Origin of the sequence: Flavobacterium suncheonense GH29-5 = DSM 17707 (assembly GCF_000430025.1) — a bacterium.
In the GTDB taxonomy this organism is placed as follows: Bacteria; Bacteroidota; Bacteroidia; order Flavobacteriales; family Flavobacteriaceae; genus Flavobacterium; species Flavobacterium suncheonense.
This window is the reverse complement of record NZ_KE387022.1, coordinates 63,277-87,653: the sequence shown is the minus strand read 5'-3', so window position 1 is coordinate 87,653 and position 24,377 is coordinate 63,277. Positions and strand designations below refer to the sequence as shown.

The 24,377-nt window shown below is 40.1% G+C and carries 29 protein-coding genes and 1 tRNA gene; 14 read left to right on the top strand and 16 right to left on the bottom strand.

Going from position 1 to position 24,377, the window contains the following annotated elements; all coding sequences use genetic code 11:
- Positions 1 to 49: 49 nt before the first annotated feature.
- Entirely contained in the window at positions 50 to 1,540 is a 1,491-nt protein-coding gene (locus G498_RS0114400) for an aminotransferase class V-fold PLP-dependent enzyme (RefSeq protein ID WP_026981798.1), read from the top strand.
- Positions 1,541 to 1,556: 16 nt separating this feature from the next.
- Here G498_RS0114400 and G498_RS0114395 read toward each other — a convergent pair whose 3' ends face one another.
- Complete coding sequence (locus G498_RS0114395) at positions 1,557 to 2,438, bottom strand: lysophospholipid acyltransferase family protein (protein ID WP_026981797.1); 882 nt, start codon at positions 2,436 to 2,438, stop codon at positions 1,557 to 1,559.
- 105 nt (positions 2,439 to 2,543) lie between these two features.
- Here G498_RS0114395 and G498_RS0114390 point away from each other — a divergent pair, with 105 nt between their 5' ends.
- Together G498_RS0114390 and G498_RS0114385 are read left to right on the top strand one after the other, a co-directional pair.
- Positions 2,544 to 3,182: a rhomboid family intramembrane serine protease gene (locus G498_RS0114390; protein ID WP_026981796.1), complete on the top strand. Its 639-nt coding sequence runs from the start codon at positions 2,544 to 2,546 to the stop codon at positions 3,180 to 3,182.
- A gap of 48 nt (positions 3,183 to 3,230) precedes the next feature.
- On the top strand, positions 3,231 to 3,917 hold the full coding sequence (locus tag G498_RS0114385; RefSeq protein WP_026981795.1) for an SIMPL domain-containing protein: 687 nt from the start codon (positions 3,231 to 3,233) through the stop codon (positions 3,915 to 3,917).
- Positions 3,918 to 4,199: 282 nt separating this feature from the next.
- Here the strand turns inward: G498_RS0114385 and G498_RS0114375 are convergent.
- The 5 genes from G498_RS0114375 to G498_RS0114355 all read right to left on the bottom strand — a co-directional run bounded on the left by G498_RS0114375 (position 4,200) and on the right by G498_RS0114355 (position 8,628).
- A tRNA-Tyr gene (locus G498_RS0114375) sits at positions 4,200 to 4,281 on the bottom strand.
- A gap of 160 nt (positions 4,282 to 4,441) precedes the next feature.
- On the bottom strand, positions 4,442 to 5,572 hold the full coding sequence (locus tag G498_RS0114370; RefSeq protein WP_026981794.1) for a TlpA disulfide reductase family protein: 1,131 nt from the start codon (positions 5,570 to 5,572) through the stop codon (positions 4,442 to 4,444).
- Positions 5,573 to 5,735: 163 nt separating this feature from the next.
- A complete protein-coding gene (locus tag G498_RS0114365; RefSeq protein WP_026981793.1) occupies positions 5,736 to 7,151 on the bottom strand; it encodes an MBL fold metallo-hydrolase in 1,416 nt (471 codons plus the stop codon).
- Positions 7,152 to 7,210: 59 nt separating this feature from the next.
- The gene (locus tag G498_RS0114360; RefSeq protein WP_026981792.1) at positions 7,211 to 7,996 is read right to left on the bottom strand and encodes a sulfite exporter TauE/SafE family protein; all 786 of its coding nucleotides are present in this window, start codon (positions 7,994 to 7,996) and stop codon (positions 7,211 to 7,213) included.
- A complete protein-coding gene (locus G498_RS0114355) occupies positions 7,996 to 8,628 on the bottom strand; it encodes a Crp/Fnr family transcriptional regulator (protein ID WP_026981791.1) in 633 nt (210 codons plus the stop codon). Before G498_RS0114355 ends, G498_RS0114360 begins: the two co-directional genes overlap by 1 nt.
- A gap of 235 nt (positions 8,629 to 8,863) precedes the next feature.
- On the opposite strand from G498_RS0114355, the gene G498_RS0114350 reads away from it, so the two are divergent.
- Complete coding sequence (locus G498_RS0114350) at positions 8,864 to 10,138, top strand: Glu/Leu/Phe/Val family dehydrogenase (protein ID WP_026981790.1); 1,275 nt, start codon at positions 8,864 to 8,866, stop codon at positions 10,136 to 10,138.
- Positions 10,139 to 10,201: 63 nt separating this feature from the next.
- Here G498_RS0114350 and G498_RS0114345 read toward each other — a convergent pair whose 3' ends face one another.
- Both G498_RS0114345 and G498_RS0114340 read right to left on the bottom strand, forming a co-directional pair.
- The gene (locus tag G498_RS0114345) at positions 10,202 to 12,253 is read right to left on the bottom strand and encodes a M13 family metallopeptidase (protein WP_026981789.1); all 2,052 of its coding nucleotides are present in this window, start codon (positions 12,251 to 12,253) and stop codon (positions 10,202 to 10,204) included.
- Positions 12,254 to 12,312: 59 nt separating this feature from the next.
- Positions 12,313 to 12,684, bottom strand: coding sequence for a DUF423 domain-containing protein (locus tag G498_RS0114340; RefSeq protein ID WP_026981788.1), 372 nt, complete (start codon positions 12,682 to 12,684; stop codon positions 12,313 to 12,315).
- 34 nt (positions 12,685 to 12,718) lie between these two features.
- On the opposite strand from G498_RS0114340, the gene G498_RS15810 reads away from it, so the two are divergent.
- The 5 genes from G498_RS15810 to G498_RS0114315 all read left to right on the top strand — a co-directional run bounded on the left by G498_RS15810 (position 12,719) and on the right by G498_RS0114315 (position 15,735).
- Entirely contained in the window at positions 12,719 to 12,862 is a 144-nt protein-coding gene (locus G498_RS15810) for a hypothetical protein (protein WP_154656460.1), read from the top strand.
- 68 nt (positions 12,863 to 12,930) lie between these two features.
- A complete protein-coding gene (locus G498_RS0114330; RefSeq protein ID WP_026981787.1) occupies positions 12,931 to 13,293 on the top strand; it encodes a nuclear transport factor 2 family protein in 363 nt (120 codons plus the stop codon).
- Between the two features lie 2 nt (positions 13,294 to 13,295).
- Positions 13,296 to 13,841 carry a hypothetical protein gene (locus tag G498_RS0114325; RefSeq protein WP_026981786.1) on the top strand — a complete coding sequence of 182 codons (546 nt, stop codon included), beginning with the start codon at positions 13,296 to 13,298 and terminating at the stop codon, positions 13,839 to 13,841.
- A complete protein-coding gene (locus tag G498_RS15805; RefSeq protein ID WP_154656459.1) occupies positions 13,841 to 13,993 on the top strand; it encodes a hypothetical protein in 153 nt (50 codons plus the stop codon). Before G498_RS0114325 ends, G498_RS15805 begins: the two co-directional genes overlap by 1 nt.
- Positions 13,994 to 14,130: 137 nt before the next feature.
- On the top strand, positions 14,131 to 15,735 hold the full coding sequence (locus G498_RS0114315) for a class I SAM-dependent methyltransferase (protein WP_026981785.1): 1,605 nt from the start codon (positions 14,131 to 14,133) through the stop codon (positions 15,733 to 15,735).
- A 1-nt stretch (position 15,736) separates the two neighbouring features.
- Here the strand turns inward: G498_RS0114315 and G498_RS0114310 are convergent, their stop codons facing one another.
- Complete coding sequence (locus tag G498_RS0114310) at positions 15,737 to 16,732, bottom strand: metal-dependent hydrolase (protein WP_026981784.1); 996 nt, start codon at positions 16,730 to 16,732, stop codon at positions 15,737 to 15,739.
- Between the two features lie 355 nt (positions 16,733 to 17,087).
- Here G498_RS0114310 and G498_RS0114305 point away from each other — a divergent pair, with 355 nt between their 5' ends.
- Positions 17,088 to 17,300 (top strand): hypothetical protein, encoded by a 213-nt coding sequence (locus G498_RS0114305; protein WP_026981783.1) that lies wholly within the window; start codon positions 17,088 to 17,090, stop codon positions 17,298 to 17,300.
- Positions 17,300 to 17,677 (top strand): YchJ family protein, encoded by a 378-nt coding sequence (locus G498_RS0114300; RefSeq protein WP_035744832.1) that lies wholly within the window; start codon positions 17,300 to 17,302, stop codon positions 17,675 to 17,677. The genes G498_RS0114305 and G498_RS0114300 overlap by 1 nt, the downstream gene beginning before the upstream one ends.
- Before the next feature lie 15 nt (positions 17,678 to 17,692).
- Here G498_RS0114300 and G498_RS0114295 read toward each other — a convergent pair whose 3' ends face one another.
- The 3 genes from G498_RS0114295 to G498_RS0114285 all read right to left on the bottom strand — a co-directional run bounded on the left by G498_RS0114295 (position 17,693) and on the right by G498_RS0114285 (position 19,053).
- On the bottom strand, positions 17,693 to 18,082 hold the full coding sequence (locus tag G498_RS0114295) for a DUF1398 domain-containing protein (protein WP_026981781.1): 390 nt from the start codon (positions 18,080 to 18,082) through the stop codon (positions 17,693 to 17,695).
- Positions 18,083 to 18,096: 14 nt separating this feature from the next.
- Positions 18,097 to 18,651: a 2'-5' RNA ligase family protein gene (locus G498_RS0114290; protein WP_026981780.1), complete on the bottom strand. Its 555-nt coding sequence runs from the start codon at positions 18,649 to 18,651 to the stop codon at positions 18,097 to 18,099.
- 189 nt (positions 18,652 to 18,840) lie between these two features.
- Positions 18,841 to 19,053, bottom strand: a complete 213-nt coding sequence (locus G498_RS0114285) for a hypothetical protein (protein WP_026981779.1) — start codon at positions 19,051 to 19,053, stop codon at positions 18,841 to 18,843.
- Between the two features lie 530 nt (positions 19,054 to 19,583).
- Here G498_RS0114285 and G498_RS0114280 point away from each other — a divergent pair.
- From G498_RS0114280 to G498_RS0114270, 3 genes are all read left to right on the top strand, one after another.
- Positions 19,584 to 20,150: a Crp/Fnr family transcriptional regulator gene (locus G498_RS0114280; protein ID WP_026981778.1), complete on the top strand. Its 567-nt coding sequence runs from the start codon at positions 19,584 to 19,586 to the stop codon at positions 20,148 to 20,150.
- A gap of 108 nt (positions 20,151 to 20,258) precedes the next feature.
- A complete protein-coding gene (locus tag G498_RS0114275; RefSeq protein WP_026981777.1) occupies positions 20,259 to 20,663 on the top strand; it encodes an MFS transporter in 405 nt (134 codons plus the stop codon).
- 351 nt (positions 20,664 to 21,014) lie between these two features.
- Positions 21,015 to 22,850, top strand: coding sequence for a BamA/TamA family outer membrane protein (locus G498_RS0114270; RefSeq protein ID WP_026981776.1), 1,836 nt, complete (start codon positions 21,015 to 21,017; stop codon positions 22,848 to 22,850).
- 81 nt (positions 22,851 to 22,931) lie between these two features.
- Here the strand turns inward: G498_RS0114270 and G498_RS0114265 are convergent, their stop codons facing one another.
- From G498_RS0114265 to G498_RS0114250, 4 genes are all read right to left on the bottom strand, one after another.
- Positions 22,932 to 23,168 carry a YtxH domain-containing protein gene (locus tag G498_RS0114265; protein WP_026981775.1) on the bottom strand — a complete coding sequence of 79 codons (237 nt, stop codon included), beginning with the start codon at positions 23,166 to 23,168 and terminating at the stop codon, positions 22,932 to 22,934.
- Between the two features lie 19 nt (positions 23,169 to 23,187).
- Complete coding sequence (locus G498_RS15800) at positions 23,188 to 23,340, bottom strand: lmo0937 family membrane protein (protein WP_117616544.1); 153 nt, start codon at positions 23,338 to 23,340, stop codon at positions 23,188 to 23,190.
- A 231-nt stretch (positions 23,341 to 23,571) separates the two neighbouring features.
- On the bottom strand, positions 23,572 to 23,772 hold the full coding sequence (locus G498_RS0114255) for a CsbD family protein (RefSeq protein WP_026981774.1): 201 nt from the start codon (positions 23,770 to 23,772) through the stop codon (positions 23,572 to 23,574).
- A 168-nt stretch (positions 23,773 to 23,940) separates the two neighbouring features.
- Entirely contained in the window at positions 23,941 to 24,336 is a 396-nt protein-coding gene (locus G498_RS0114250; RefSeq protein ID WP_026981773.1) for a hypothetical protein, read from the bottom strand.
- Positions 24,337 to 24,377: the final 41 nt, after the last annotated feature.

Below are 24,377 nucleotides of genomic sequence, written 5' to 3'. Positions count from 1 at the left end.
AATTCAAATTTCCAAAAAACCGTATCTTTGACCGCAAATGCACAATGACATGACTATCACTGCCAAAACCACGCAACTGGAACAGTATTTTCAGCAGTTCAGAAAGAATATCATCGGAATTGATCAGGATTTTGAATCGCCTTTCGGAACCAAGAAAATCATTTATACCGACTGGACGGCTTCGGGTCGTTTGTACCGCCCGATTGAAGAAAAAATGATTAACGACTTCGGCCCGTTCGTTGCCAATACGCATACCGAAACCACCGTTTCCGGAACCGCGATGACCATGGCGTATCACGAAGCGCGTCATATCATTAAAAATCACGTTAACAGTAATGAAGACGATGTGTTGATTGTTGACGGTTCGGGAATGACTGGTGTAGTCAACAAATTTCAGCGTATTTTAGGATTGAAAGTGCCTGAAAACCTTCAGAAATACACCCAAGTGCCGGAAGAGAAAAAACCGGTGGTGTTCATTTCCCACATGGAGCATCATTCCAATCACACTTCCTGGCTGGAAACCATTGCCAAAGTTGAAGTCATTCCGGCCTGCGAAAAAGGTTTGATTTGCTTAGAGAGTTTTAAAGCCTTACTGGAAAAATACAAAGACCGAACGTTGAAAATAGCTTCTATAACAGGTTGTTCCAACGTAACCGGAATTCGGACGCCATATCACGAAATTGCGAAGTTAATCCATCAGTATAACGGAGTTTGTTTTGTGGATTTTGCCTGTTCGGCGCCGTATATTAAAATCGATATGCATCCTGCAGACAATTCGGAAGGCTATCTGGATGCGATTTTCTTTTCTCCACACAAATTTTTAGGCGGTCCGGGAACTTCGGGCGTGCTGATTTTCAATAAAAAGCTGTACAAAAACATGGTGCCCGATCATCCGGGAGGCGGAACGGTTAGCTGGACGAATCCTTGGGGCGAGCACAAATATCTGGACAATATCGAAGAGCGTGAAGACGGCGGTACACCGGGCTTTCTTCAGGTAATTAAAACTGCTTTGGCCATTCGCCTGAAAGAGCAGATGGGCGTGGAGAATATTCTGAAACGCGAACACGAAATCGTGGAATACGTTTTTGAACAACTGAAAACCATTCCGAATTTAAACATTCTGGCCGGTCAGCACGAAAACCGTTTGGGCGTGATTTCGTTTTATATAGACGATTTGCATTTCAATTTAGGCGTAAAACTGCTGAACGACCGTTTCGGAATCCAAACCCGCGGCGGATGCAGTTGTGCCGGAACCTACGGACATTATCTGTTGCACGTAGATCAGGAACAGTCACATTATTTAACCGATAAAATTACAGCCGGAGATTTAATCGAAAAGCCGGGATGGATCCGAATGTCGATTCACCCTACGACTACTTCTGCGGAAATCGAATACGTTTGCAACAGCATCAAAGCCTTAGCGGAACATCATCAGGAATGGGCCAAAGACTATGAATACAACAAGGCTTCGAATGAGTTTTTGCATAAAAATGCTTTGCACAGGGAAAAAGAAATGGTAACCGATTGGTTTAAATTATAAAGAAAAAGCTCAGTGATTACTGAGCTTTTTCTTTTCTGTGTTTCCAGCGCTTATGCGTCCAGAAATAGTATTCCGGTGCTTCGTAGATTTGTTTTTCCACTTCTTTAATGAAACGACGGCTTATTTCGTGTTCCGGCATTGCAGCTGCATCATCGGTAATTGGAATGAAGGTAGCATTGTAATGACCGCGTTTTACTTTTTCCACTTTCATATAAAGTACATTCATGTTCAGGTTTTTGGCTAAGCTCTCACCGCCAGTGTGAATCGGTACGGTATATCCCATAAAAGTATCCCAGTATTTCGTGCGGTGTGGTACAGGGTTCTGATCACTGATAAAACCATACAAACCAAGAATCCCGGCCTGCTGATTTTCAGTTACGGTTTTAATGGTGCTTTTGGTGTCAATTAAAACAGCATCAAATTTCGAACGAATGTCTTTGACCAATTTGTCGAAATATTTGTTTTGGATTTTTTTGTAAATACCGTATCCTTTAAAATTAACGTGTGTGCCCAGCGTAATAGACCATTCCCAACTGGCGTAATGTGCATAAAAAAGAATAATACTCTTGTTTTTCTTTTCGTATTCATGAAACAATTCAATGTTGGAAAACGTAAATCGTTTCTGCATTTCTTTTTTTGAAATGGTAAGGGTTTTGATCATCTCCAGAAACATATCGCACATGTGTTTGTAGAATTTCTTTTCCACTTGCAGACGCTCTGCTTCAGACAGATGGGGAAGCGTTAATTCCAGATTTTTACGAACTACTTTTTTTCGGTAGCCGATTACATAATAAACCAGTATGTAAATACAATCGGAAAGGAAATAGAATATGGGAAAAGGAAGTATTGAAACCAGCCACAAAATAGGGTAGACCAATAGGTATATAATGAACTGCATTACTTTAATTTTTTACAAATATACTTTTTAAAGCGATTATTTGGCTATTAAATTAACATTGATAACAGAAACAATTGGTAAATTTACAGTCAGAAAATTCTAACTATGAATCCGATTTTATTGTTTATCATTGCCGTTACTGCTATTTTTAGTTACCGTGGATTTAGAGATGAGGCATTTTTCAGAAAATACGAGTTTCATATCGGAAGTATCCGTGCCGGAGAGCATCTGAGAATGATTAGCTCGGGATTTTTGCACGCCGATTTTACGCATTTGATTTTCAACATGCTGACGCTCTATTTCTTTGCGCCTGTGGTGATTGCTTATTTGGGGGTGTTGCACTTTCTGATAATTTATCTGGGCAGTCTTTTGTGTGGAAGTTTACTCTCGTTATACATACATAAAAATGAATATTACTACCGGGCCATTGGTGCTTCCGGAGCGGTGACAGGAGTATTGTATTCTGCCATTTTATTGCGCCCGGATATGACTTTAGGATTGTATTTCATTATTCCGGTTCCGGCTTATTTGTTTGGAATTGGCTATTTGTTGTATTCGATTTACGGGATGCGGACAAGAACGGATAATATCGGGCATACCGCACATTTCGGCGGCGCAATCGGCGGATATGCAATTACGTTGGCTCAGGTTCCTTCGATGCTATATGAAAATACGCTGATGGTGATTTTGCTGGCCATACCCATTATTTTGCTTTTTATTCTTGAAAAATCAGGGAAACTGTAAGTTTGGCATTCCTTTTGATTTGTACCTGACAACTTAATACTTTAAAATATGAGAAAAGTAATTTTAATAGCCGTAACCTTGTTTATGACAACATTTTCAAACGCACAAGAAATGAAAACAGTACAGCAGATTGTTGTTTCCGGAGAGGGAAAAATCAAAGTAACGCCCGATCAGGCCATTATCAATGTGGGCGTTGAAAATACCGGTAACGATGCCGCAGAAGTGAAGAAGAAAAACGATGTCGCCATCGACGCCATTCTTAAATACTTAAAAGGAGCCAAAATCCCAGCCTCAGATTATCAGACCAAGCAGGTAAGTTTGTTTAAGAATTACGATTATGAGAAGAAGAAGCATTATTACCAGGCTTCCCAAATGGTTTCGATTACTTTGAAAGATCTGTCAAAGTACGATGCGGTTATGATGGGGTTGGTAGATGCCGGAGTGAATACGATTCACGGAGTGGAATTCAAAACCTCAAAATTAGCACAATACGAATCGGAAGCGCGAGTAAATGCGGTTCAGAATGCTAAAGCCAAAGCCTTGGATTACGCCGGAGCACTTAACCAGAAAGTAGGCAAAACACTTTTGGTTACCGATAACTCATCCACCTATTATCCAAGACCGATGTATGCGGCCATGAAAGTGGAAATTGATGCAGGTATGCCAAGAGAAACTTTAGCAGTCGGGGAAATTGAAGTAACCGCGAATGTGACGATTAACTTTGCCTTAGAATAGTTAATAGATTGTTTGATGAATGAAAAAGCTCTTAACCAGGTTAAGGGCTTTTTTTATGCTTAGAGCAGGATTATTTCATGATTCTGAGCAAGGGAATTTTACTCAGGTTTATAAAAACAAAAAAGCACTCAAGTAAAACTGATGGAATCGTCTTTAATTTGTGAATAAGGATTTCTCCGCTTCGCTCCGAGATCCTGAGTAAGGTGAACCTTACTCAAATAAAATGAAACAAAAAAAGCACTCAAGTAAAACTTGGTGCTTTTTCCATATTCATTTTATTTGTGGGGAGAGCAGGATTCGAACCTGCGAAGACTTAGTCAGCAGATTTACAGTCTGCCCTCGTTGGCCGCTTGAGTATCTCCCCAACGCATAATTGCTTATTGCGGTTGCAAATATAGAACTGTTTTTTCGTTATGCAAGTGTAAAATAAAGATAATTTGAAAGTTTTTTTTAACGCCTTGGAAGTGAATAAAATAAAAAAATCCCCCGAAGGAGATTTTATAAGCTATGGTTTGTTTTGAAGCTTATTTGGCTAATAATTCGGCCACTTTTGCTTTCAATTCTGCACCTCTTAAGTCTTTTGCAACGATTTTTCCGCTCGCATCCAAAATGAAAGTAGCCGGAATGGATTGTACACCATATTGTTTTGCAATCGGATCTTCCCAGTGTTTTAAATTGGAGATATGTGTCCAGGTTAATTGATCTTTAGCAATGGCTTCTTTCCATTTTGCAGCGTCTTTATCTAAAGAAACACCGATAATGTTTAATCCTTTTGCTTGGAACTCGTTGTAAAGAGCAACTACATTAGGGTTTTCAGCACGGCAAGGACCACACCAGGAAGCCCAGAAATCGATAATGGTTACTTTTCCCAGGGATTCTTTTAAGGAAACTGTTTTTCCTTCAGGGTTTGGTGCTGAGAAGTCCGGAGCATTATTTCCGATTGTAGCGACGCTATTTAGTGCTTTTACAAATTCTCCAACACGTTTTCCGCTTTTGGTTTTTTGGATGTCGGTGGTAAGTGTGTTAAAGTAATCTTTAACTTTTTTAGGGTCTAAGCTTTGTCTGCCGATAAAATTTTCAAGTAATAAAGCAGACAGGAAGGCATTTGGATTTTGCTCAATAAATTTTTCAGATAGTTTGTCCATTTCTTTTTGAAAAACAGCATTTTCTTCTCTTAATGCTTCAACCGTTTTCATGTCGCCTGATTTGCTGGCATCGATGAATTTTTGTTGATTGGCTTTTTGAAAAGCAACCATTCTTTTAAATATCGGACTGGTTTCTTCGTTGTATTTCTGAAATTTTTCATTGTTTTCTGTTCCTCCAATTTTTGATTTTTGGATAGTGTCTTTATCTACGATGATATTAATTTCACCATTCTCAAAAATAAACGGAACCATTCCGTTGTTAACTCCTTCAATCATTATAAAAGCAATCTCAGGACCATCAGGATAACTGCCTTTTAATTCGAATTTACCGTTTTCAATTTTTACAGTGTCTTTTGGTAAAACTCCCATCTCGTCCTGAACCTGAAGAATAGCCATTTTTCCGTTTTCAACACCTTCGGCAGTTCCGTTAATTACGAATTCATTATCGCCGATTTTGCTGCAAGAGGCTAAAACAGATAATGCGGCCAATACAAGAAATTTATTACTCATTGTTAAGAATTTGTTTTGGTATTTGTGAATTTTCGATTTCATTTTAAGTTTATTTGTTTGTCGTGCAAAAGTATTTAAAAATAATCATCTATTTGAAAAGCCGGCTGCTAATTTTTTGTTAGTGTTTATTAATAAAAAATCAGGCGCTAAGGCCTGATTTTAATTATTTTGCTGTAGACGGACAGACGAACTTCGTAAGCGGTACTCCGGCGTTTCGGATTCCGGCAATTCCTTTTTCCACATTAATCATGTTGTGATAGCCTCGGGCTTTTAAGATGGAAGCCATAATTACCGAACGGTAACCGCCGGCACAGTGAATGTAAAAATCATCATTTTTAGGAACTTCCGAAAGCTGACTGTTTACAAAATCCAAAGGAATATTGATGGCATTCTCAACGTGTTCTGCTGAAAATTCACCAGGCTTTCTGGAATCTACAACAGGGAGTTGGGTCTGGTCTTTTTCGGCTGCAAATTGCTCCGGAGAAATCGATTTTATACTGTCAACTTCAAAACCGGCTGCTTTCCAGGCGTCGATTCCGCCTTTTAAATAACCTAAGCAATTGTCGAATCCTACGCGCGCTAAACGGGTAATGGTTTCTTCTTCACGACCTTCGGCGGTAATTAATAAAATAGGTTGTTTAACATCCATAATCAAAGCGCCTACCCAAGGAGCGAAGTTACCGTCCAATCCGATGAAAATCGAACCCGGAACGTGTTCTTTTACATATGCATCCTGATGGCGAACATCCAAAACCAAAGCTTCGGCTTCGTTGGCAACCGTTTCAAATTCTTTTGGTTCCAGTGCTTTTTTTCCTTTGTCTAAAACCGTGTCCAGACTTTCGTATCCCTGAATGTTCATCATCACATTCTGAGGGAAATAGGCTGGTGGAGCTCCCAATCCGTCCAATAATTCGGTAATGAATTCTTCTTTGGTCATATCGGCACGTAAAGCGTAATTCACCTTTTTCTGGTTGCCCAAAGTATCGGTGGTTTCTTTACTCATGTTTTTTCCGCAGGCACTTCCGGCTCCGTGGTTCGGATACACGATTAAATCGTCGGATAACGGCATAATTTTCGTGCGAAGTGAATCGTACAGCAATCCGGCTAATTTCTCTTGTGTTAAATCGGAAGCAATTTTCTGGGCCAAATCCGGTCTTCCTACATCACCGATAAATAAAGTATCGCCCGTGATAATGCCGTGTTCTTTTCCGTTTTCATCGGTAACAAGATATGTTGTGCTTTCCAAGGTATGTCCGGGAGTGTGAATCGCTTTAATCGTAACATTCCCGATTTTAAACTCCTGATTGTCTTCGGCTATAATCGCTTCGAAATTCGGTTTTGCGGTTGGACCATATACAATTTTAGCTCCGGTTTTTTTTGCTAAATCCAAGTGCCCGGAAACGAAATCGGCGTGAAAATGCGTTTCAAAAATGTATTTGATCACCGCATTGTCTTTAGTCGCTTTGTCAATATAAGGCTGAACTTCGCGTAAAGGGTCGAATATAGCCGCTTCTCCGTTATTTTCGATATAATAGGCGGCGTGAGCGATACATCCGGTATAAATTTGTTCTATTTTCATATGCGTTGTAATTTTTTTGTAAAGGTAATTCAATATGTAAAAACCTGACGTAACACAAGTTACAGTCCTAATAGTTCTTTCGACAAAATAAACAGTGCCATTAAAAGCACAAAGTAACCAAATCCTTTCTTAAGTTGGGCATCATTTAGGAACTTATTAAGATAGATTCCGATAAAAATGCCAACCACCGAAATTGATGTAAAAACCAGTAAAAAATGCCAGTCAATGTCCAGATTCTGAATGTCTCCGGTAAATCCGATTAAGGAATTTAAGGCAATAATCAGCAGGGAAGTGGCCACCGCTTTCCGGATGGGCAATTTAGCAAAAAAAACTAAGGACGGGATAATTAAAAATCCTCCGCCGGCACCCACCAGACCAATCAGCAAACCTACAATAATGGTTTGGATGATAAATATTAAAGTTGAAGGCGATTCTTCCGAAACGGTTGGTCTCCTCTTTTTCAGCATTGACAAAGCTGCAAAAAACATGATTACCGCGAAGAGTACCATTAGAAACATTTCTTTAGTCAGGTTGAAATAAGCCGTTTTAAGGATAACATCAGGAATGGCCGGCACAATATATTTCCGGGTAAAATAAACTGCGGTAAACGACGGAATGGCGAATAAAATCCCTTTCTTCACTTCTACAAATCCCTTGCGGTAATTTTGCATGGCACCAAATGCCGAAGTGGTTCCCACGATAAAAAGCGAATACGCCGTAGCCGTCACCGGATTGAATCCCAAAGCATACACTAAAAGCGGAACGGTTAGTATCGAACCGCCGCCGCCGGTCAGTCCTAAAATCAACCCGATAATCAAAGCGCCAAAATACCCGAAAGCCTCCATTAAAACTGTAAAATTTCTATTTTGTTGCGGTTCATCTTTATTTTGCCTTCCTGTTCGAGTGTTTTCAGTAAACGAGAAATCACTACGCGGGACGTGTGCATTTCAGTGGCAATTTCCTGATGCGTATTGGTAATTTCGGTAGTACCTAAAACTTTCGCCTTATCGGTCAGAAACTTGTAGAGGCGTTCGTCCATTTTCATAAAAGCCAAAGTGTCGATAGCTTCGAGCATTTCCATCAATCTTGTGTTGTAACTTTCGAAAACGAAATTGCGCCAGGATTTGTATTTCACAATCCATTCTTCCATTTTTTCGATGGGAATCATGATCAGTTCGCCGGCTGTTTCCGAAATCGCCTGAATTTTACTTTTGTTATTGCCCAAACAGCAGGTTAAGGTCATGGCGCAGGTATCGCCGCGTTCTAAAAAATAAAGCAGCAGTTCATCGCCGTTTTCGTCTTCGCGCATGATTTTGATGGCGCCGTTTAAGAGAATAGGCATGAATTTTATGGTTTCGCCGATTTCCATCAGAATCTCATCCGCGGCAAACGTTCTGTATTTTCCGACTTTGGCGATTTCTTCCAGTAATGCGTCTTCAAATAAGTAACTGTACGATTCTTTGAGCAGTTGATACATCGTTTTGTTTTTTACAAATGTAGCTTTTTAAAAAAGACAGAGCAGTAACTTTTGTTACCCAAAAATATATCCTGCCACAAGTTAATCAAAAAGGAGTGTTAAATTGTCGTTTCGGAAAGTATTTTATTGTGAAAAAAGGTTTTGGATTTATTTTAAAACCATATATTTGCTTGCTTTTTTAAAGCCTCAAAAAAACAAACAAACAAACAAAATTAAGTTGTAAATAATTGAAACTATGGCAACAGCAGTAAAGCAACAGCCTAGCATGTATGAGAACGTAAAAAATCAGTTCGAAAAGGCAGCTAATGTAATGGGATTGGATGAAACCGTTAGAAAAATCCTTTCCACAACAAACAATGAAATTATTGTTCACTTCCCGGTGAAAATGGACAACGGATCAGTAGAAGTATTCACCGGATACCGTGTTCAGCATAACAACGTATTAGGACCTTACAAAGGAGGTTTGCGTTACCACCCAACGGTAGATATCGATGCGGCAAGAGCATTGGCTACCTGGATGACCTGGAAAACTTCTTTGGCCGGACTTCCTTACGGAGGTGGTAAAGGAGGAATCCAATTGGATCCTAAAAAATATTCTCAGGGAGAATTAGAGCGTATCACCCGTCGTTTTGCGTATGCATTAGGAGATAACATCGGACCGGAATACGATATCCCGGCACCGGACGTGAACACCAACGCACAAATGATGGCTTGGATTGCCGACACGTACATGTCTACAAAATCACCGGCAGACCGTTCTAAAAACCAACACGTAGTTACCGGTAAACCGGTAGGTTCAGGTGGTTTGGAAGGCCGTGACCGTGCAACAGGATTTGGAGTAGTTGCTACTTTAGAGTCTTGGGCAAAATTAAGAAACACTACTTTAGAAGGTAAAAGATATATCGTTCAAGGTTTCGGAAACGTAGGATACTGGGCAGCGCATTTCATGAACAAAAACGGAGCTATTTTAGTTGGTGTTCAGGATGCTACCGGAACTATCTACAATCCGGAAGGAATCGATCCTGAAGCGTTATTGCGTTTCCAGGCGGATAATGCAACCATCTCAGGTTTCAAAAACACTCAGGATTACAACGGTGCGGAATTCTTCGGAATTGACTGTGACATCGTAATCCCGGCTGCTTTAGGAAATCAGATTACGGAAGCCAATGCAGATTCTGTAAAAGCTCAGGTAATTGCAGAAGGAGCTAACGGACCAATCGATACAGAAGGAGAAGCTATCTTATTGAAAAAAGGAATCGAAATCATTCCGGACATTTTATGTAACTCAGGAGGGGTAATCGGTTCTTACTTTGAGTGGTTACAAAACCGTAACGGAGAAATCTGGACTATGGACGACGTAATCATTAAATTGAGAAAGAAAGTAGAAGATGCGTTCAACCGTGTAGTAATCACAGGAGGTCAGTACAAAACCGACTGGAGAACTGCGGCTTACATTCAGGCTTTGGTTCGTATTGAAATGGCATACAAACAAAGAGGTATTTTCCCTTAATCGGGTAGAACCTTTCAGAAATAAAAAAGCCGCTCAATTGAGCGGCTTTTTTATGTTTGATTGTTACCAAATCTTAACACGTTTGTTTTCCGGAAGAAACATCTTATTACCTTCTTTCACGCCAAAAGTCTTATAAAACTCCGGCATATTGCTTAAAGGCCCGTTAATTCTCCATTGTGCCGGCGCGTGAACATCTACCATAATTTGATTCGCAAGCGATTCATCTTTCATGTTCACCATCCAGGCATAACCATAAGCCAAGAAGAAACGTTGGTCTGGTGTTAAACCGCTTATTTTCTGTTGCGATTTGTATTGCTCGGTTTTCTTGAACGCTTCGTAACCCATTACGATACCACCTAAATCGGCAATATTTTCGCCTTGTGTGGCATCACCGTTTAAGTGTTTGGTGCCTAAAACCGTATAGTTGTTAAACTGTTCCACAATCAGTTTGGTTTTGGCCTGGAATTTTTTCAGATCTTCCGCTGTCCACCAGTTGTTCAGGTTTCCGTTTTCGTCGTATTGCGCGCCTTGGTCATCGAAACCGTGCGTAATTTCATGTCCGAAAGTCGAACCGCCGATAATACCGTATAAAATCGCATCGTCCGGCATGCGGCCTTCAAATCCGGGAACGATAATGTTACAGGCTGGTACCACAATTTCATTGTTACTCGGGTTGTAATACGCATTATACGTTTGCGGATACATTTGCCATTCGTTGCGGTCTACCGGTTTTCCGAATTTGTTAACCATGTAATTATGCTCCCAAATGTTGGCATTCATCACGTTTGTGCAGTAGGAACTTCTGTCGATGGTTAACGAACTCATGTCTTTCCATTTGTCCGGATAGCCAACTTTCATTACTATTTTAGACAGTTTGTTCAGCGCTTTTTGTTTGGTAGCTTCGCTCATCCAGTCTAATTGTTTAATGCGGTTGGCGTATACATCGCGGATGTTGTTACCGATTTCCAGCAGTTTTTCCTTAGAACCTTTCGGAAGGTATTCCGCTACATAAATCTGACCGATTAATTCGCCTAAAGAACCGTCGGTTTGTTCCACCACGCGTTTCCATCTTGGTTTTTGCTCTTTCACGCCGTTCATCACGGTCGAGTAGAAGTAGAAGTTCTGTTTGTCGATGGCTTTGTTCAGATAGGAAGCGTAGGAATTCACCAAATCCCATTTCAGGTATGTTTTCCAGTCTTCGATGGAATAATTTCCGACCATTGTGTTCAATGCTTTGAAGAATTCCGGTTGCCCGACAATTACTTCGTTAGCGTTTTTAATACCCATCGCCTGTAAAACCGGTTGCCATTTTACCGCTGGTGTCGCTTTATCCAAATCGGCTACTTTCATTTTGTTGTAGTTGAGAATAGGATCGCGTAAGTCTTCCAGTTTTCTTGAGGCTTTGGCTAACTCGGTTTCCATTTTCATGATTAAAGCCGCATTCTTTTTAGCGGAAGCATCATCGGCTCCGGTAAGTTTCTGCATGGCTTCCAGATGTTTTACGTATTCCGTTCTTACTTTAACGGTTTCCGCATCGGTATTGAAATAATAATCACGGTTGCCCATGCCTAAGCCGCCCTGATACAAAAACACGGCATATTGTGTACTGTTTTTATCGTCCTGACCCACATAAAAACCAAAAGCCGGGCCTGCACCCTGTGTGTGCAAATAACCGATCGTAGTCATTAAAGAGTTGATATCCTTAACAGCCTCAATTTTCTGCATCGTGGGCTGTAATGGTGATAGACCTGCTTTCTCGATAGCGGCTTCATCCATCCCCGAAGCGTAGAAATCTCCAATTTTTTGTTGGTTGCTGCCTTTTTCAGCGTTTGTATCTTCTGAAGATTTAATACAGATTTGTTTGATTTGCGAGTTGATGGTATCGGCAATCGTTCTGAAAATACCGTTACTTCTCTCCGAAGCCGGAATTGGGTTTTTCTTGAACCATCCGCCGTTGGCATAATTAAAAAAGTCATCTGCCGGATTTACCGTGGTATCGCGATTGGTTACCAGCGGGTCATTCAATTCGGCTAAATTTTCCTTGCCGTCCTTTTTGCAGCTTACCAGCAATGTAGCGGAAAGGCACAACGACAAAGCAATTGCGTTTGTTTTCATAATATGTATTTTGGTTAAAGTTTGAACAGATTAAATTAGTAAGTAAACAAAGGGATTTGTTACACGGAAAGCATGAGCAACAGCCAACCGGCCACGAGCAATAAACCACCAAGCGGCGTAACTGGCCCCAGAAAACGCCATTTGTTGCCGTTCATCGTAGTGATACACAAACCGTAGATACTGAAGGAAAACAGAAAGATTCCGATAATAAAGCACCAACCCACAGCATTTTGCATTGTATTTTCAAAAGGCAGCAGTAAACCTGCTAAAAGCAACGCCAAAGCGTGATACATTTGATATTTCACGCCGGTTTCAAAGCTTTTCAGTAAATCTTCGCTCATTCTCTTTTTTAAGGCATGCGCGCCAAATGCTCCGAAAATCACGGCCAAGCCTCCGTATAAAGCTCCAAAAGTGAGTACGATTTCTTTCATAGAATCAATTTTTTCAAAGATAGGGATTTAAGTTATGAGTGAGAAGGGAGAAGTGAGAAGGGAAAGGGAAAGGGAAAGGGAAAGGGAAAGGGAAAAGGAAAAGGAAAAGGAAAAGGGAAAAGGGAAAAGGGAAAAGGGAAAAGGGAAAAGGGAAAAGGGAAAAGGGGGAAGAACTTAACTTCATATTAGAACAAAGTACATAACAAATAAAAGTAGTAATTTTGATTATCAGAAAATCGATTTACAATGTCACCAAACAAAACCACCGTTCACAATTACATGGAAGCTTTCAGGATTCTGGATCATGAAGCAGTTTTAGAATGCCTAACCGACGATGTGGTCTGGCACATTCCGGGTTCTTTCACCATAACAGGAAAGGAAGCTTTCGATAAGGAAATTGAAAACGAAAATTTCACGGGAAAACCAGTTATTGAAGTAATACGAATGGTGGAGGAAAACGACATCGTAATAGCCGAAGGCACCGTAGGCTGTCAGTTGAAAGCAGGTGAGATGCTGCATTTAGTGTTCTGCGATGTTTTTCACCTGCAAAACGGCAAAATCAAACAGCTTACGTCATATCTGATGAACACAGCGGCTTCAAACCATTAATCATGGCAAAAAACTACAACAAATTTAATTTTCACAAACATACGTTCTGTGTTTTTAAAGAAGTGAATGCCGAGGTGGTGAAAAACCTTCAGCCCAGTCACAAAAGTAGTTCCGGAAGTACCTATTATTTTACGGAAGCCGGTGTGTACCGTGTTTCCAACCATTGGGGAAGAGCTGCCAATTGCCGCTGGCGACTGGAATCAGACCATAAAAATGTTAACCAGAGCACGAAAGCAGGCTATGCCAACTGGACGGATTTCTATCCGAACAACGAACAGGAAAACCTGTTTTACATCGAAGTGGATGAACAAACCCGGGAAGTCAGCTTTCAGCACAAAAACAATCCGAAATATGATGGGAAAGCACAATTGCGTAACGCTTCGGAAACCGCCAAAGTAATCCGAACTCTGAACGAAGTCTTAACCACAGACAACTGGGCGAAATACCTTAACTTTGAAGATCTTGATGCGTTACGAAGCGAAGTGGTGCATCAGTTGATTACAACCAATACCTCCTTTATCGAAATCAAACGCAAATTCACCAACTGATGGGACGCCGTAACGAAACCAATAGACTGGCTCACAAAAAGAAAGTCGACCAGAAGAAAAACCGGGAAAAAGAAGCCGATCAGCTCCGCAAGGAAAAACTAAAAGCCATCACCCGAAAGTTCAACGAAGAACAGAAAGACGGCGAAAAGTAGCGTTCTCCGTCTGGACCTTAATACTACTTTTAATTTATAGGGTAAATTTTTGTTTTTGTTGAAGCTAAAGGTTTGTATCAAGACAAAAGAAAAATAATAAAAAAATACTTAAATTTGAGAATATACACATTCTCAACATGATACCAACAACCAAACTCCGCGAATCCATATTCAGACATTTAGACGGCATTACCATAGCACCAGTAGCCATCAATTTAAAAGACAAAGGTGTTTTGGATTATCTCCTGAAAGAGAAGAAAACAACGTTAGCAGAAGTAACCTCGCAGTTTAAAGCAAACGAAGGTTATATGAACGTAGCACTTCGCTTGTTGGCATCACAGGGATTTCTGGAATATCATGTAGACAATGAGACCAATGCGGTTACCGTTGCCGCTAACAGCAAAACTGAATACGCCTTTTCGTTGTTTCCGCTGTATAAAGACGTAGTTACTCTTTTAAACACAACCGATGTTTTTACTTCAAACACCATAACGGCGGAAAGTATTGAGAAATTACAGCCGCTTTTTCAGCACTATGAAAAGAACTGTGGGATAACATTTGAAACCGATGAAAGTCTGAAAGCTATCCAAGAACAAATTTTAATGCATATCGAAGGCTATCTGGTAGCCCCGCTGATTGTGAGTTTGGGAATGAGCGGCATGTTTCACAAATACTTCATGGAAACCTCCTTTCGTGCCGAAGAATTCCACAAAGAACCCGAAGCTTTTGCGGTAATGCTCAATTTCTTTACCTATTTGGGCTGGTTTACCGAGAAAAAAGGTACGTATCAGTTTACCGAAGACGGACTGTTTTTTGCCAAAAGAGCCTCTGCTTATGGCGTAACCGTTTCCTATCTGCCGATGTTCAAGCATATGGAAAGTCTTTTGTTCGGCAATCCGAATGAAATGCGGGATTTGGCTCCCAATCAGGACGAAATCCATGTGAACCGGGAAATGAATGTTTGGGGCAGTGGCGGCGCACATGCTACTTATTTTAAAGTAATCGACGACATCATCATCGAATTGTTCAACAAACCGATTCACGAGCAACCCAAAGGCATTCTCGACATGGGCTGCGGAAACGGTGCCTTTCTGGAACATATTTTTAACGTCATTGAACGGCAAACGTTACGCGGAAAATTTCTTGACGCCCATCCGTTGTTTTTGGTTGGAGCTGATTACAACCAGGCCGCTTTAAAAGTAACCCGCGCCAATTTAATTAAGGCCGATATCTGGGCGAAAGTCATCTGGGGCGACATCGGTAACCCTGACGGACTGGCGCAGGATTTGGAAGAGAACTACAACATCGATTTAAAAGACCTGCTCAACGTACGTACCTTCTTAGACCATAACCGTATTTGGGAAGAACCCAAAACCCGAACTCCGGGCAGGGTGAGTACTTCCACCGGCGCCTTTGCCAATCGCGGCAAACATTTAACCAATAACGAAGTGGAAGACAACTTACTCGAACACTTTAAAAAATGGTCGCCTTACGTACAGAAATTCGGGTTGCTGATGATTGAACTGCACACCGTAGCACCGGAATTAACCGCCGCCAATTTAGGCAGTACGGCCGCAACCGCTTACGACGCCACACACGGTTTTTCAGACCAATACATCGTGGAGATAGACGTTATGCACAAAGTAGCTGCAGAAGCCGGATTATTCCCTGATATGCAGTATTTTAAAAAATATCCGCATACCGATTATGCCACGGTGAGTATTAATTTATTGAGAGGATAATTTAGTTCCCTTTCAATCGCGTAACCATTTTGGAAAGCAGCATTTTAGCATCGCCGCGTTCTCTTGGCGCTTCAACGGCGTGCAACCCTTGTTTTCCTTTTACGAACTGGTAACTGAACGCGAACCGGGGAGCTTTCGGGTTTTCGTCTATCAGACCGAAGCGTAAATCGTTTAAGGACAGCGTTCCGTTGGTTTCGGTTACAAGATACCAGCCTTCACTTATTTTTTTCAGCTTTTCAAAATCGGGGTTGTCTTGTAATTGGGCTTCCAGTTCTGGTTTTTTAGTGTACTGCTGAAAGGTTATCGGTTTACTATCGAAAAGAGAATAATCGCCCATCAGATAAGCGTCTTTAGTATCGATATTAGCGTTCCACAAAATCAGGTTGAACGGACTCGGTTTTACAATAATTTCAGTATAGTCAATTTTTTGTGCGGTGGCAGCTTCTTTGAATTGATGCAAGGCATACAGTTTAATGACACAGGACAACAGCAGGTAACTACTGCTTACGATTAATCCTTTCATAGCAAATTTATAACGAAGCGCTGTTTCCTTCGCATTCCATACCCGGATTAAAAAGTAAATGAACGGCAGCGTATAAAGCGGATCGATTACAAAAATGGTTTTCAAAGAAAAACGATGCGGCAACGGCCAAAGCAATTGTGTCCCCCAGGTGGTAAACCAATCCAACAGTGCGTGCGTGAACAGGCAGCAAAATGACATCAAAGCCGCTTTTCGGAATCCGACTTTACTGTTCTCAAACCGCGTAATCAGCCAGCCCAACGGAAAGGAGAGCAATATATGAAACAACAACGAATGGCTCAGCCCCCGGTGAATCATCACACTGTCTACCGGGTTCAGGAATTTCCCGACCATTACATCCAGATCCGGAATGGTTCCCAAAATAGCTCCGTAAAGGAAGGTACGGTTTTTTAGTTCCTTTCCGGCACATACTTCGGCAACGGCTATTCCTAAAACTATTTGGGTTAGTGAATCCATGGTGTAAATGTAGTGAGATTTGTTGGAAAGTGAGAGGTGAGGGATAAGGGATGATGGATGATGGATAAGGGATAAGGGATGATGGATGATGGATGAGGGATGAGGGATAAGGGATAAGGGATAAGGGATAAGGGATAAGGGATGAGGGATTTCGTTAAGAAATATCTGCTGTTGACCGTAGGGAGTTCGGAGATTTTAGGCAGTGCTTTAAATTTTTAGATGTAGTGTTCTCCGTCTTGTTCTTTTGTATCAAGACAAAAGAAAAGAATTAAAGAAGAAAATATTATCCACGGATTGCAAATCCGCGTTATCGGAATAGGTATTATCTTTGTAGTTTTGCAGAAAATACTTAGCTATGGGCATCAACTTCACCGAACTCCAAATAACCGTACAACAGGTAATCGATTTAATAGCCGCCAAAGACCTTAAAGCTGCGAACAACAAATTGGTTGATGCTAGTGAATTATTAGACGAACTGTTAGATCATGCCGAAGAAGACGAACAGCTAATCGAAGTAAGCAAATATCAGGTATTGTTAAACCAGTTGCATCAGAAGATTAACGGATAATGAGTGTTTCCTGTTACTGCAATTCCGGAAAGGCTTTTGCCGAATGTTGTGAACCTTACATTCTGGGGAAAGCAAAAGCACCAACTGCCGAAGCTTTAATGCGTTCGCGTTATGCTGCTTATTGTGTTCAAAATGCCGATTATCTGTTGGCAACTACCCATCTTTCCACCCGAAAGTACCATAACCGAAAAGACATACTGGCGTTTGCCACCGAAAACCATTGGGTAAAACTGGAAATAGTGGAAGCCACCGAAAACATAGTGGAATTTAAAGCGTACTATCTTGACCGCAACTTACAGCCGCACACGCACCATGAGAAATCTACTTTTAAAAAAGCAGGGGAGCAGTGGTATTATGTAGACGGGAAATGGTACTAATCGTTTAAACCCGATTTACTGCGGAATGTTTTCCACTAATACTTCCTTACCTGATGTATCGTAATAAGTACAGGTCATTTTTTCCATGTTTACAATCCATTTGGCTACACCTGATTTTGCACAGTCACTGCAGAAAGTCGGATAATCGGTTTTGCCTTGCTGGTGGGCTTTCAGATCACTAATAAATTGATTTACATTGCTTTCCTCTGAAATGCTTAACGCTTCATATTTTGGTTCCGAAGAGGTCGTGTAATCATTTTTCCCGTAATAATCGGCATGACCGTCCTTCACATAAGTATCATAGGAAGTTACGCCCAGCCTGATTAGGTCTTGTACATAATTCGGGAAATCAGCACCGCTTTTTACTTTGGAATGAGCCGCTTTAATCTGATCAATAGTAAACATAATGGGATTGGTTGTTAAAAGAATCTTCCTTGTGAATAAGCAGGTTTGTTGTTAAAAGGTATCCGGTCTATAATCTCAAACTGTTTAATGTTAGGGTTAAACTGTCGGATGACCACATGGTCGCAGGTAAAGTTGAGGTCTACTTCATCAAACAGCTCTTTAGCTTTTCCCAAAGCCTCCGGAGACAGACGCCGCGCCACCGACATATGCGGATCGCTGCTGGTTTTTTTATCGGCTATACACAGCGAATTGTTTAAGTGCTTCATGATGGCTTTCAGTCCCATTTTCGAACAGGCATCCGGGGCAATGTAGAATGCGCCGTTGTCGTAACTGCCAAAATGGTTCAGATGCACTTTTATCGGTTCGAAGCCGTTGCAGATGTAGGTAAGCTGTTTTTTAATGTTCTCCAACTGTAATTCCGACGTTTTAAACTCATTTATGGTAATATGCGCCAACGAGTTCTTACTGTTGAACCAGCCCACCTCTTTGTTTAAATCCTCCTTCATGTTTTTAACAGTCGCGATTACTTCTTCCGGTGGTGAAATTGCTATGGAATACAGATTTTGCATAAACACATTTCTGGAAAATACAAAGTTAAGGAAAAGAAACAACCCGGCATGAGGGAAGTGTTTGGATTAACGTTATTTAAGTAATCTTTTTCTGCTTAGGACGCATACATTTGCAAAACAACTTTTTTCATGCTTTATCCATACACTATCCATGCTTTATCTATGCTTTATCTATGCCTTATCGGTACTTTATCTCCTGTTTTTGTCAAAATCGGTAAGATAGGTGACGTATTGGGCTTCTACGACTAATTCTCCTCCGGGAATTCTGACGATCTTATCGGAATCTATTTTGCATTCCGGCATTTTTTCTCTAATGTCTGTAACAAAATAATAGATTTCTCCTTCGTCAAAGATACTGCGGACTCCTTTTCTGACTAACTCTTCTCTTATCAAACGTCTCATCTTGTCAAGTTTTTAGATTTTGTCTTACTCCTTGAAGTTGCAACTGTTCAATACAATTTGTCATTGTTCGGTTGCGCTATTATACTATAACGGAAAACGGAAGGCTCAGCGTATAAAGGAGGGTGTTTTTTTGACTTCTGATTGTGAATTTCAATGTAGTTTTTTTGATTTTAAGCTGAACGGTTACTTGCATATGTTTATAATTTCATATTATATCTTTTTTATATTATATCTTTCTTTTGTCTTGATACAAAAGAAACAAAAGATCAAGACTTGAACGCTCCACCTAAAAATTTCAAAGGTTTCCTAAATTATCCGAACTCCCTTCGGTCAGACAACGGATTATTCTTAACGTAAACCTTTGAAATTTTCTTAACGGTTGCGCGTTCTAGGTCGCGTGGTGCTTTGATGAACGTTTTGTTTTTAGTTGTTCTTTTTTGGTGTTATTTATTAGATGAATTCCATTAGAGCTAAAACAATTTTTCTTCAGGAAACTTGTAAACCCGCAGTTTTTGAAATACTTTTAAACTATGGAACAGCATTACCAATTACTCCGTAAACACATAGAAGAAATCTGCGTCTTAACCGATGAGGAATGGGACGTGGTGGCTCAGCGCTTCACGTACAAGTCTTTGAAAAAACATCAGTTTTTAATCCAGAAAGATCAGTTAGTGCCTTGTGAATACTGGATTATCAAAGGACTGACCAAAGCCTATGCAATAGATTCCAACGGTAAAGAACACATCCTGCAGTTTGCCATGGAACAGTACTGGACCAGCGATTTCAACGCCTTTCAGAATAAAGTGCCCGCTACCATTATCATTGACTGCATCGAAGATTCCGAATTTTTTTGTCTGAAATGGGAAGACCGCGAGTACCTGTGTCATGAAATCCCGAAGCTGAACCATTTCTTCCGTATTAAATCGCATTACGGGTACATCGCCTTGCAGCAACGCATCCTATCCCTGCTTACCGAAACCGCCGAAGAACGCTACAACAACCTCATCAAGAAAATGCCGAAACTCATTCAGCGCGTACCCAAAAAACTACTGGCTGCTTATCTTGGCGTAACCCGGGAAACCTTAAGCCGATTCTAAAACCAGCCCAAAAGTGTGATCTACCTCACACTAAAATGTTGATGTACCTCATCGTCTGCAAAGGCTGGACGACGGAACTTTGTACTGTTAATTTTAAGCAATACAAATATGAAATCGACAGCGTATGCACCTACTGCCACCGCAAGCAGTACAACCAAAAAGATACCGGCCGCTTTATTAGCCTTAACCATCAGTGCTTTCGGAATTGGAACTACCGAATTTGTTATCGTTGGCCTTTTACCCACCGTAGCTTCCGATTTAAACATCAGTATTCCGTCAGCTGGATTATTAGTCAGTTTATATGCCATCGGGGTTGCCATCGGAGCGCCTGTTTTAACCGCTTTAACCAGCCGCATTCCCAGAAAAAAACTTCTTATTTATTTAATGTTGTTGTTCATAGTAGGGAACGGACTGGCTTCCGTAGCGCCAAGTTTCGCTACTTTGGTTATCGCGCGAATTGTAACCGGTTTTGCCCACGGGGTTTTCTTTTCCATCGGAGGTCGTAGTGGGTGATTCCTTCATATCTGTGTTTCGGGTATTTGGTTTCACTTCGTTTAATTCTATATTCTGCACTTCCCGGATTTTTTCATTTTTCGTGAATTTTTTATCCCCTTCAGAATTTTTTACAGTGGTAACTGTAGTCTTGTTCGTTTCTTGAACGTTTACATTTTGTGCCTGAAAATTTAATGAAAATAAAAAGGCCATTGCTAGTATACAGGTAGTTTTCATAGTTGCTGTTTTTTAATATTAGTACACTATAAATGTAGGTATATTAAGTTATAGAATGCGAAGTATATTTTTCATAATTCACAGATATACAGTATTTTATATGTTTATTTTGTAATTTTGATACTTAAAAAGGCAATGTTTTTAAAAAATAATCTGATATTGATTTTTCTGGTACTTTTCAGTTATCATACCCTGCCTGCTCAAGACAATCCGAAAGTTAGTGACAGCTCTAAAATGTATCGTGATATTGAGCAATATTCCAAGAAAAGAAAGTTCAGTAATTTTTTGCATAAATTAATTTTTGAACCGGTTGCCAAGCAGGAGCTAAGGAACATTGCCCTGCATAAAATCAAAAAACAGGAATATGCACAAAGTGCAGGGAAAGTAATACGGAAGATTAACATTATAACCCTCGATCCCTTTGGTTATTCCGAAACAGACAGCACTGCACGGCCCAAACCATATGTCGCCAGAGCAGGTAATTCATTGCATATGAAAACCCGTAGCTGGACTGTTAGGAATATACTTTTACTAAAAGAGAACACCCGCTTAGACTCCTTGTTAGCGAAAGAATCCGAGCGGTTAATCAGAAGCCAGCGTTATGTGAGAGCGGTAAAGATTACTACCGAATTACTCTCGGAGCATCCGGATTCGGTTGATGTTTACGTACGGGTTTTAGACTCGTGGAGTTTAATTCCGGTTCTTTCAGTGTCCTCCTCAAAAACTACTTTTGATATAACGGAAAGAAATGTTTTAGGAATGGGACATGAGTTTTCAAATGAATACCAAAATGCCCATAACAGCAGCAGAAACGGCTACAATGCCAGTTACACCATCCCCAGTATTTTCAATACGTTTATCCGATCCACATTTGTATACAAAGTTGATTTGGAAGGCTATTACGAAAAGTCCGTGAATATTGAGCGCCCGTTTTTTTCACCCTATGCCCGTTGGGGAGCGGGCGTGTATTTAGACAAACAGTACATAAAAGAAACCGTATTTGATACGAATCTGGGGGCACAGGATCAGAATTTTAAATACATATCTCAGGATTACTGGGCCGGACATGCATTCCGAATCTTTAAAGGCGATGCCGAATTGGAAAGAGTTACCAATTTGATTACAAGTGTTCGGTACCATACCAAAAATTATCTGGAGAAACCCGAAGTATTTAGTGACAGCTTAGGCATTTTTTCCAATGAAAATTTATACCTGATCAGTATAGGAATTTCATCCCGTAAATTCACCCAGGACAAATTCATATTCAATTACAATATTATTGAAGATGTTGCCTCGGGCATACTGTACAATATCACGTCGGGCTATCAGCGGAAGAATGGTGTTTATAAATTCTATTGCGGGGCCCGGTTCGCAATGGGCAAGTATTATAAATTCGGATATTTAAGCGGCAGCATGGAATACGGAACATTTTTTAAAGAATCGAAAACCATACAAGGTGCGCTGAATTTCAACTCGGTATATTTTACTAATTTATATAAAATGAGAAACTGGAGGTTCCGGCTTTTTATAAAACCCCAGCTTATTCTTGGTGCCAATCGTTTAGATTCCAATTCGGACAGGCTTACTTTAAATGAAAATCCGGGAATACGAGGTTTTAATAACGAAACGCTTTTCGGGACCAAACGTTTCCTGCTAACCTTTCAAACACAAGGGTATTCCCCTTGGCAGCTTTTAGGATTCCGGTTAAACCCTTATCTGAGTTTCACTGCAGGCGCACTGGGGCAGGCGCACAGTGGTTTTAAAAACAGTAGAATTTATTCACAACTGGGAGCAGGATTCATCATCAGCAATGACTATCTTGTTTTTAATGCCTTTCAGTTTTCTTTCTCTTACTATCCGAATCTTCCCGTGGATGCAGGATCTGAATTTAAAACCAACACCATAAGAACCTACGATTTTGTATTGCAGCAATTTGAAATAGCCAAACCGTTACTGGTGCCGTATCAATAAAAAAATCGTAATAAATACGATTTTTTATTTTCATTACTCAGCAAAACATATTTTTGAAACCAGTTGTTGTAGTTTGAAAAGTTAAACGTCACGTTCAGCAATTTTTTCCTTTCCATCAGAAAGTAACCCATCATATTTCGTTATACCATCTTTATAGACTTCTTCAATATTGTGTTTGAGGCTATCGCTATAGTCTTTACCCTTTTTGAGTATTTTTTTTCTTGTTTTTGATCCTTTAGCTGGAGCAAATAAAACGCCTAACAAGGCACCGGCGGCCAAGCCTCCTAATATTCCCAACATAACTTTACCTGATTCCATGATGTTTTTATTTAATTATTTATACTTTTTTTCCCTGTATGAGTCGTAGTAATATTGCTATAATTGCAATAACCAGCAGAATGTGAATAAGATTTCCGGCACTGTACCCGAAAAAGCCTACTGCCCAAATAATCAGTAGTATCACTGCTATTGTATAAAGTAGATTGCCCATGATAATTGTATTTAATTTATTGTATTTAATTTGTGTATAACCGGTATATCGTTTATACTGTTTAATTTTCGGTGGTAATTTTAACGGTGTTAAAGCATATTTGTACGTACCGTTTTTGTGTGTTTGTAGTTTGGTGGTTATCTTTTGTTTTAGGAAGCTCAATCGCTTTGTTAAAGCATTAAAAAAAGAATCGTTAAATTCAAAACTTAACGATTCTTAATCTAAAAGCGGTTAAAGCCTTGAAATTATGGCATCAAATTCTGTTTTGGTTTTACCTAATTTGGCCTGAACTTTTTTTAACATTTCGTCTCTTTTACCTTCTTCAAAATTCAAGTCGGCATCTGTTAAAGTTGGAAATTGTTCTTTTAATTTCTTTTTCTGATCCACCCAGTTCGTTTTAACCGGTGTTGGAATTACTTTGTTTTGTTCCATAACGTTTTATTTAAGTGCCGCATTATTGCTGCTATGTAAAGGTCATCAATAGACCGACTAATTCGTTATAGCTTTCCGTTTAATACTTGCAATATTCCTAGCTTACTATTTTGAAAATTATTTTTAAGAGGAAATTACTAATTGTTTTATTGTTGTTTTCTCCTGTTATCAGGCCGTTGGACGAGTGTTCGAAAAATAGCTTTGCACATAGGAAAGCTGCTGATCGTGGTTCATCTTGTCGGTTTCTTTCATCTCAATTTTAATCTTGCTGAAGCGATTGTCTTCTTTTAAAAGATTAAACAGTTCTGCTTTAGCATTCGTAGGACCAAACAATATAACCTCATTATAGTTCAGGATAATATCCCCTAATTCTTTATAATATTCCTTTTGCATGTGCTGTTCTTTGTTGTGCATATGACTTTCCCCTTTGCGCATGGCATTTTCCTCTTCCTCTTTTGTAAATTCAGATTTCACCGTAACTATTTCTGAAGGTTCCATAAGGAACCGGATGACATGAGCACTGGCGGCATCCATACAAATACCAATTTTTTTTGCTGTTTCCATGATTTTAAATTTTATGTGATCATTACTATGTGACAAATCAT

Bases quoted from the DNA above. Each gene is read 5' to 3' on its own strand.
- G498_RS0114305 (WP_026981783.1), top strand. From the start codon at position 17,088: ATGGGCATCAACTTCACCGAACTCCAAATAACCGTACAACAGGTAATC.
- G498_RS0114395 (WP_026981797.1), bottom strand. From the start codon at position 2,438: ATGCAGTTCATTATATACCTATTGGTCTACCCTATTTTGTGGCTGGTT.
- G498_RS15800 (WP_117616544.1), bottom strand. From the start codon at position 23,340: ATGGGCAATCTACTTTATACAATAGCAGTGATACTACTGATTATTTGG.
- G498_RS0114370 (WP_026981794.1), bottom strand. From the start codon at position 5,572: ATGAGTAATAAATTTCTTGTATTGGCCGCATTATCTGTTTTAGCCTCT.
- G498_RS0114265 (WP_026981775.1), bottom strand. From the start codon at position 23,168: ATGGAATCAGGTAAAGTTATGTTGGGAATATTAGGAGGCTTGGCCGCC.
- G498_RS0114285 (WP_026981779.1), bottom strand. From the start codon at position 19,053: ATGAGACGTTTGATAAGAGAAGAGTTAGTCAGAAAAGGAGTCCGCAGT.
- G498_RS0114270 (WP_026981776.1), top strand. From the start codon at position 21,015: ATGTTTTTAAAAAATAATCTGATATTGATTTTTCTGGTACTTTTCAGT.
- G498_RS0114350 (WP_026981790.1), top strand. From the start codon at position 8,864: ATGGCAACAGCAGTAAAGCAACAGCCTAGCATGTATGAGAACGTAAAA.
- G498_RS15805 (WP_154656459.1), top strand. From the start codon at position 13,841: ATGGGACGCCGTAACGAAACCAATAGACTGGCTCACAAAAAGAAAGTC.
- G498_RS0114290 (WP_026981780.1), bottom strand. From the start codon at position 18,651: ATGCAAAATCTGTATTCCATAGCAATTTCACCACCGGAAGAAGTAATC.
- G498_RS0114275 (WP_026981777.1), top strand. From the start codon at position 20,259: ATGAAATCGACAGCGTATGCACCTACTGCCACCGCAAGCAGTACAACC.
- G498_RS0114345 (WP_026981789.1), bottom strand. From the start codon at position 12,253: ATGAAAACAAACGCAATTGCTTTGTCGTTGTGCCTTTCCGCTACATTG.
- G498_RS0114400 (WP_026981798.1), top strand. From the start codon at position 50: ATGACTATCACTGCCAAAACCACGCAACTGGAACAGTATTTTCAGCAG.
- G498_RS0114310 (WP_026981784.1), bottom strand. From the start codon at position 16,732: ATGGATTCACTAACCCAAATAGTTTTAGGAATAGCCGTTGCCGAAGTA.
- G498_RS0114255 (WP_026981774.1), bottom strand. From the start codon at position 23,772: ATGGAACAAAACAAAGTAATTCCAACACCGGTTAAAACGAACTGGGTG.
- G498_RS0114355 (WP_026981791.1), bottom strand. From the start codon at position 8,628: ATGTATCAACTGCTCAAAGAATCGTACAGTTACTTATTTGAAGACGCA.
- G498_RS0114360 (WP_026981792.1), bottom strand. From the start codon at position 7,996: ATGGAGGCTTTCGGGTATTTTGGCGCTTTGATTATCGGGTTGATTTTA.
- G498_RS15810 (WP_154656460.1), top strand. From the start codon at position 12,719: ATGAGTGAGAAGGGAGAAGTGAGAAGGGAAAGGGAAAGGGAAAGGGAA.
- G498_RS0114295 (WP_026981781.1), bottom strand. From the start codon at position 18,082: ATGTTTACTATTGATCAGATTAAAGCGGCTCATTCCAAAGTAAAAAGC.
- G498_RS0114330 (WP_026981787.1), top strand. From the start codon at position 12,931: ATGTCACCAAACAAAACCACCGTTCACAATTACATGGAAGCTTTCAGG.
- G498_RS0114385 (WP_026981795.1), top strand. From the start codon at position 3,231: ATGAGAAAAGTAATTTTAATAGCCGTAACCTTGTTTATGACAACATTT.
- G498_RS0114300 (WP_035744832.1), top strand. From the start codon at position 17,300: ATGAGTGTTTCCTGTTACTGCAATTCCGGAAAGGCTTTTGCCGAATGT.
- G498_RS0114340 (WP_026981788.1), bottom strand. From the start codon at position 12,684: ATGAAAGAAATCGTACTCACTTTTGGAGCTTTATACGGAGGCTTGGCC.
- G498_RS0114280 (WP_026981778.1), top strand. From the start codon at position 19,584: ATGGAACAGCATTACCAATTACTCCGTAAACACATAGAAGAAATCTGC.
- G498_RS0114250 (WP_026981773.1), bottom strand. From the start codon at position 24,336: ATGGAAACAGCAAAAAAAATTGGTATTTGTATGGATGCCGCCAGTGCT.
- G498_RS0114365 (WP_026981793.1), bottom strand. From the start codon at position 7,151: ATGAAAATAGAACAAATTTATACCGGATGTATCGCTCACGCCGCCTAT.
- G498_RS0114390 (WP_026981796.1), top strand. From the start codon at position 2,544: ATGAATCCGATTTTATTGTTTATCATTGCCGTTACTGCTATTTTTAGT.
- G498_RS0114325 (WP_026981786.1), top strand. From the start codon at position 13,296: ATGGCAAAAAACTACAACAAATTTAATTTTCACAAACATACGTTCTGT.
- G498_RS0114315 (WP_026981785.1), top strand. From the start codon at position 14,131: ATGATACCAACAACCAAACTCCGCGAATCCATATTCAGACATTTAGAC.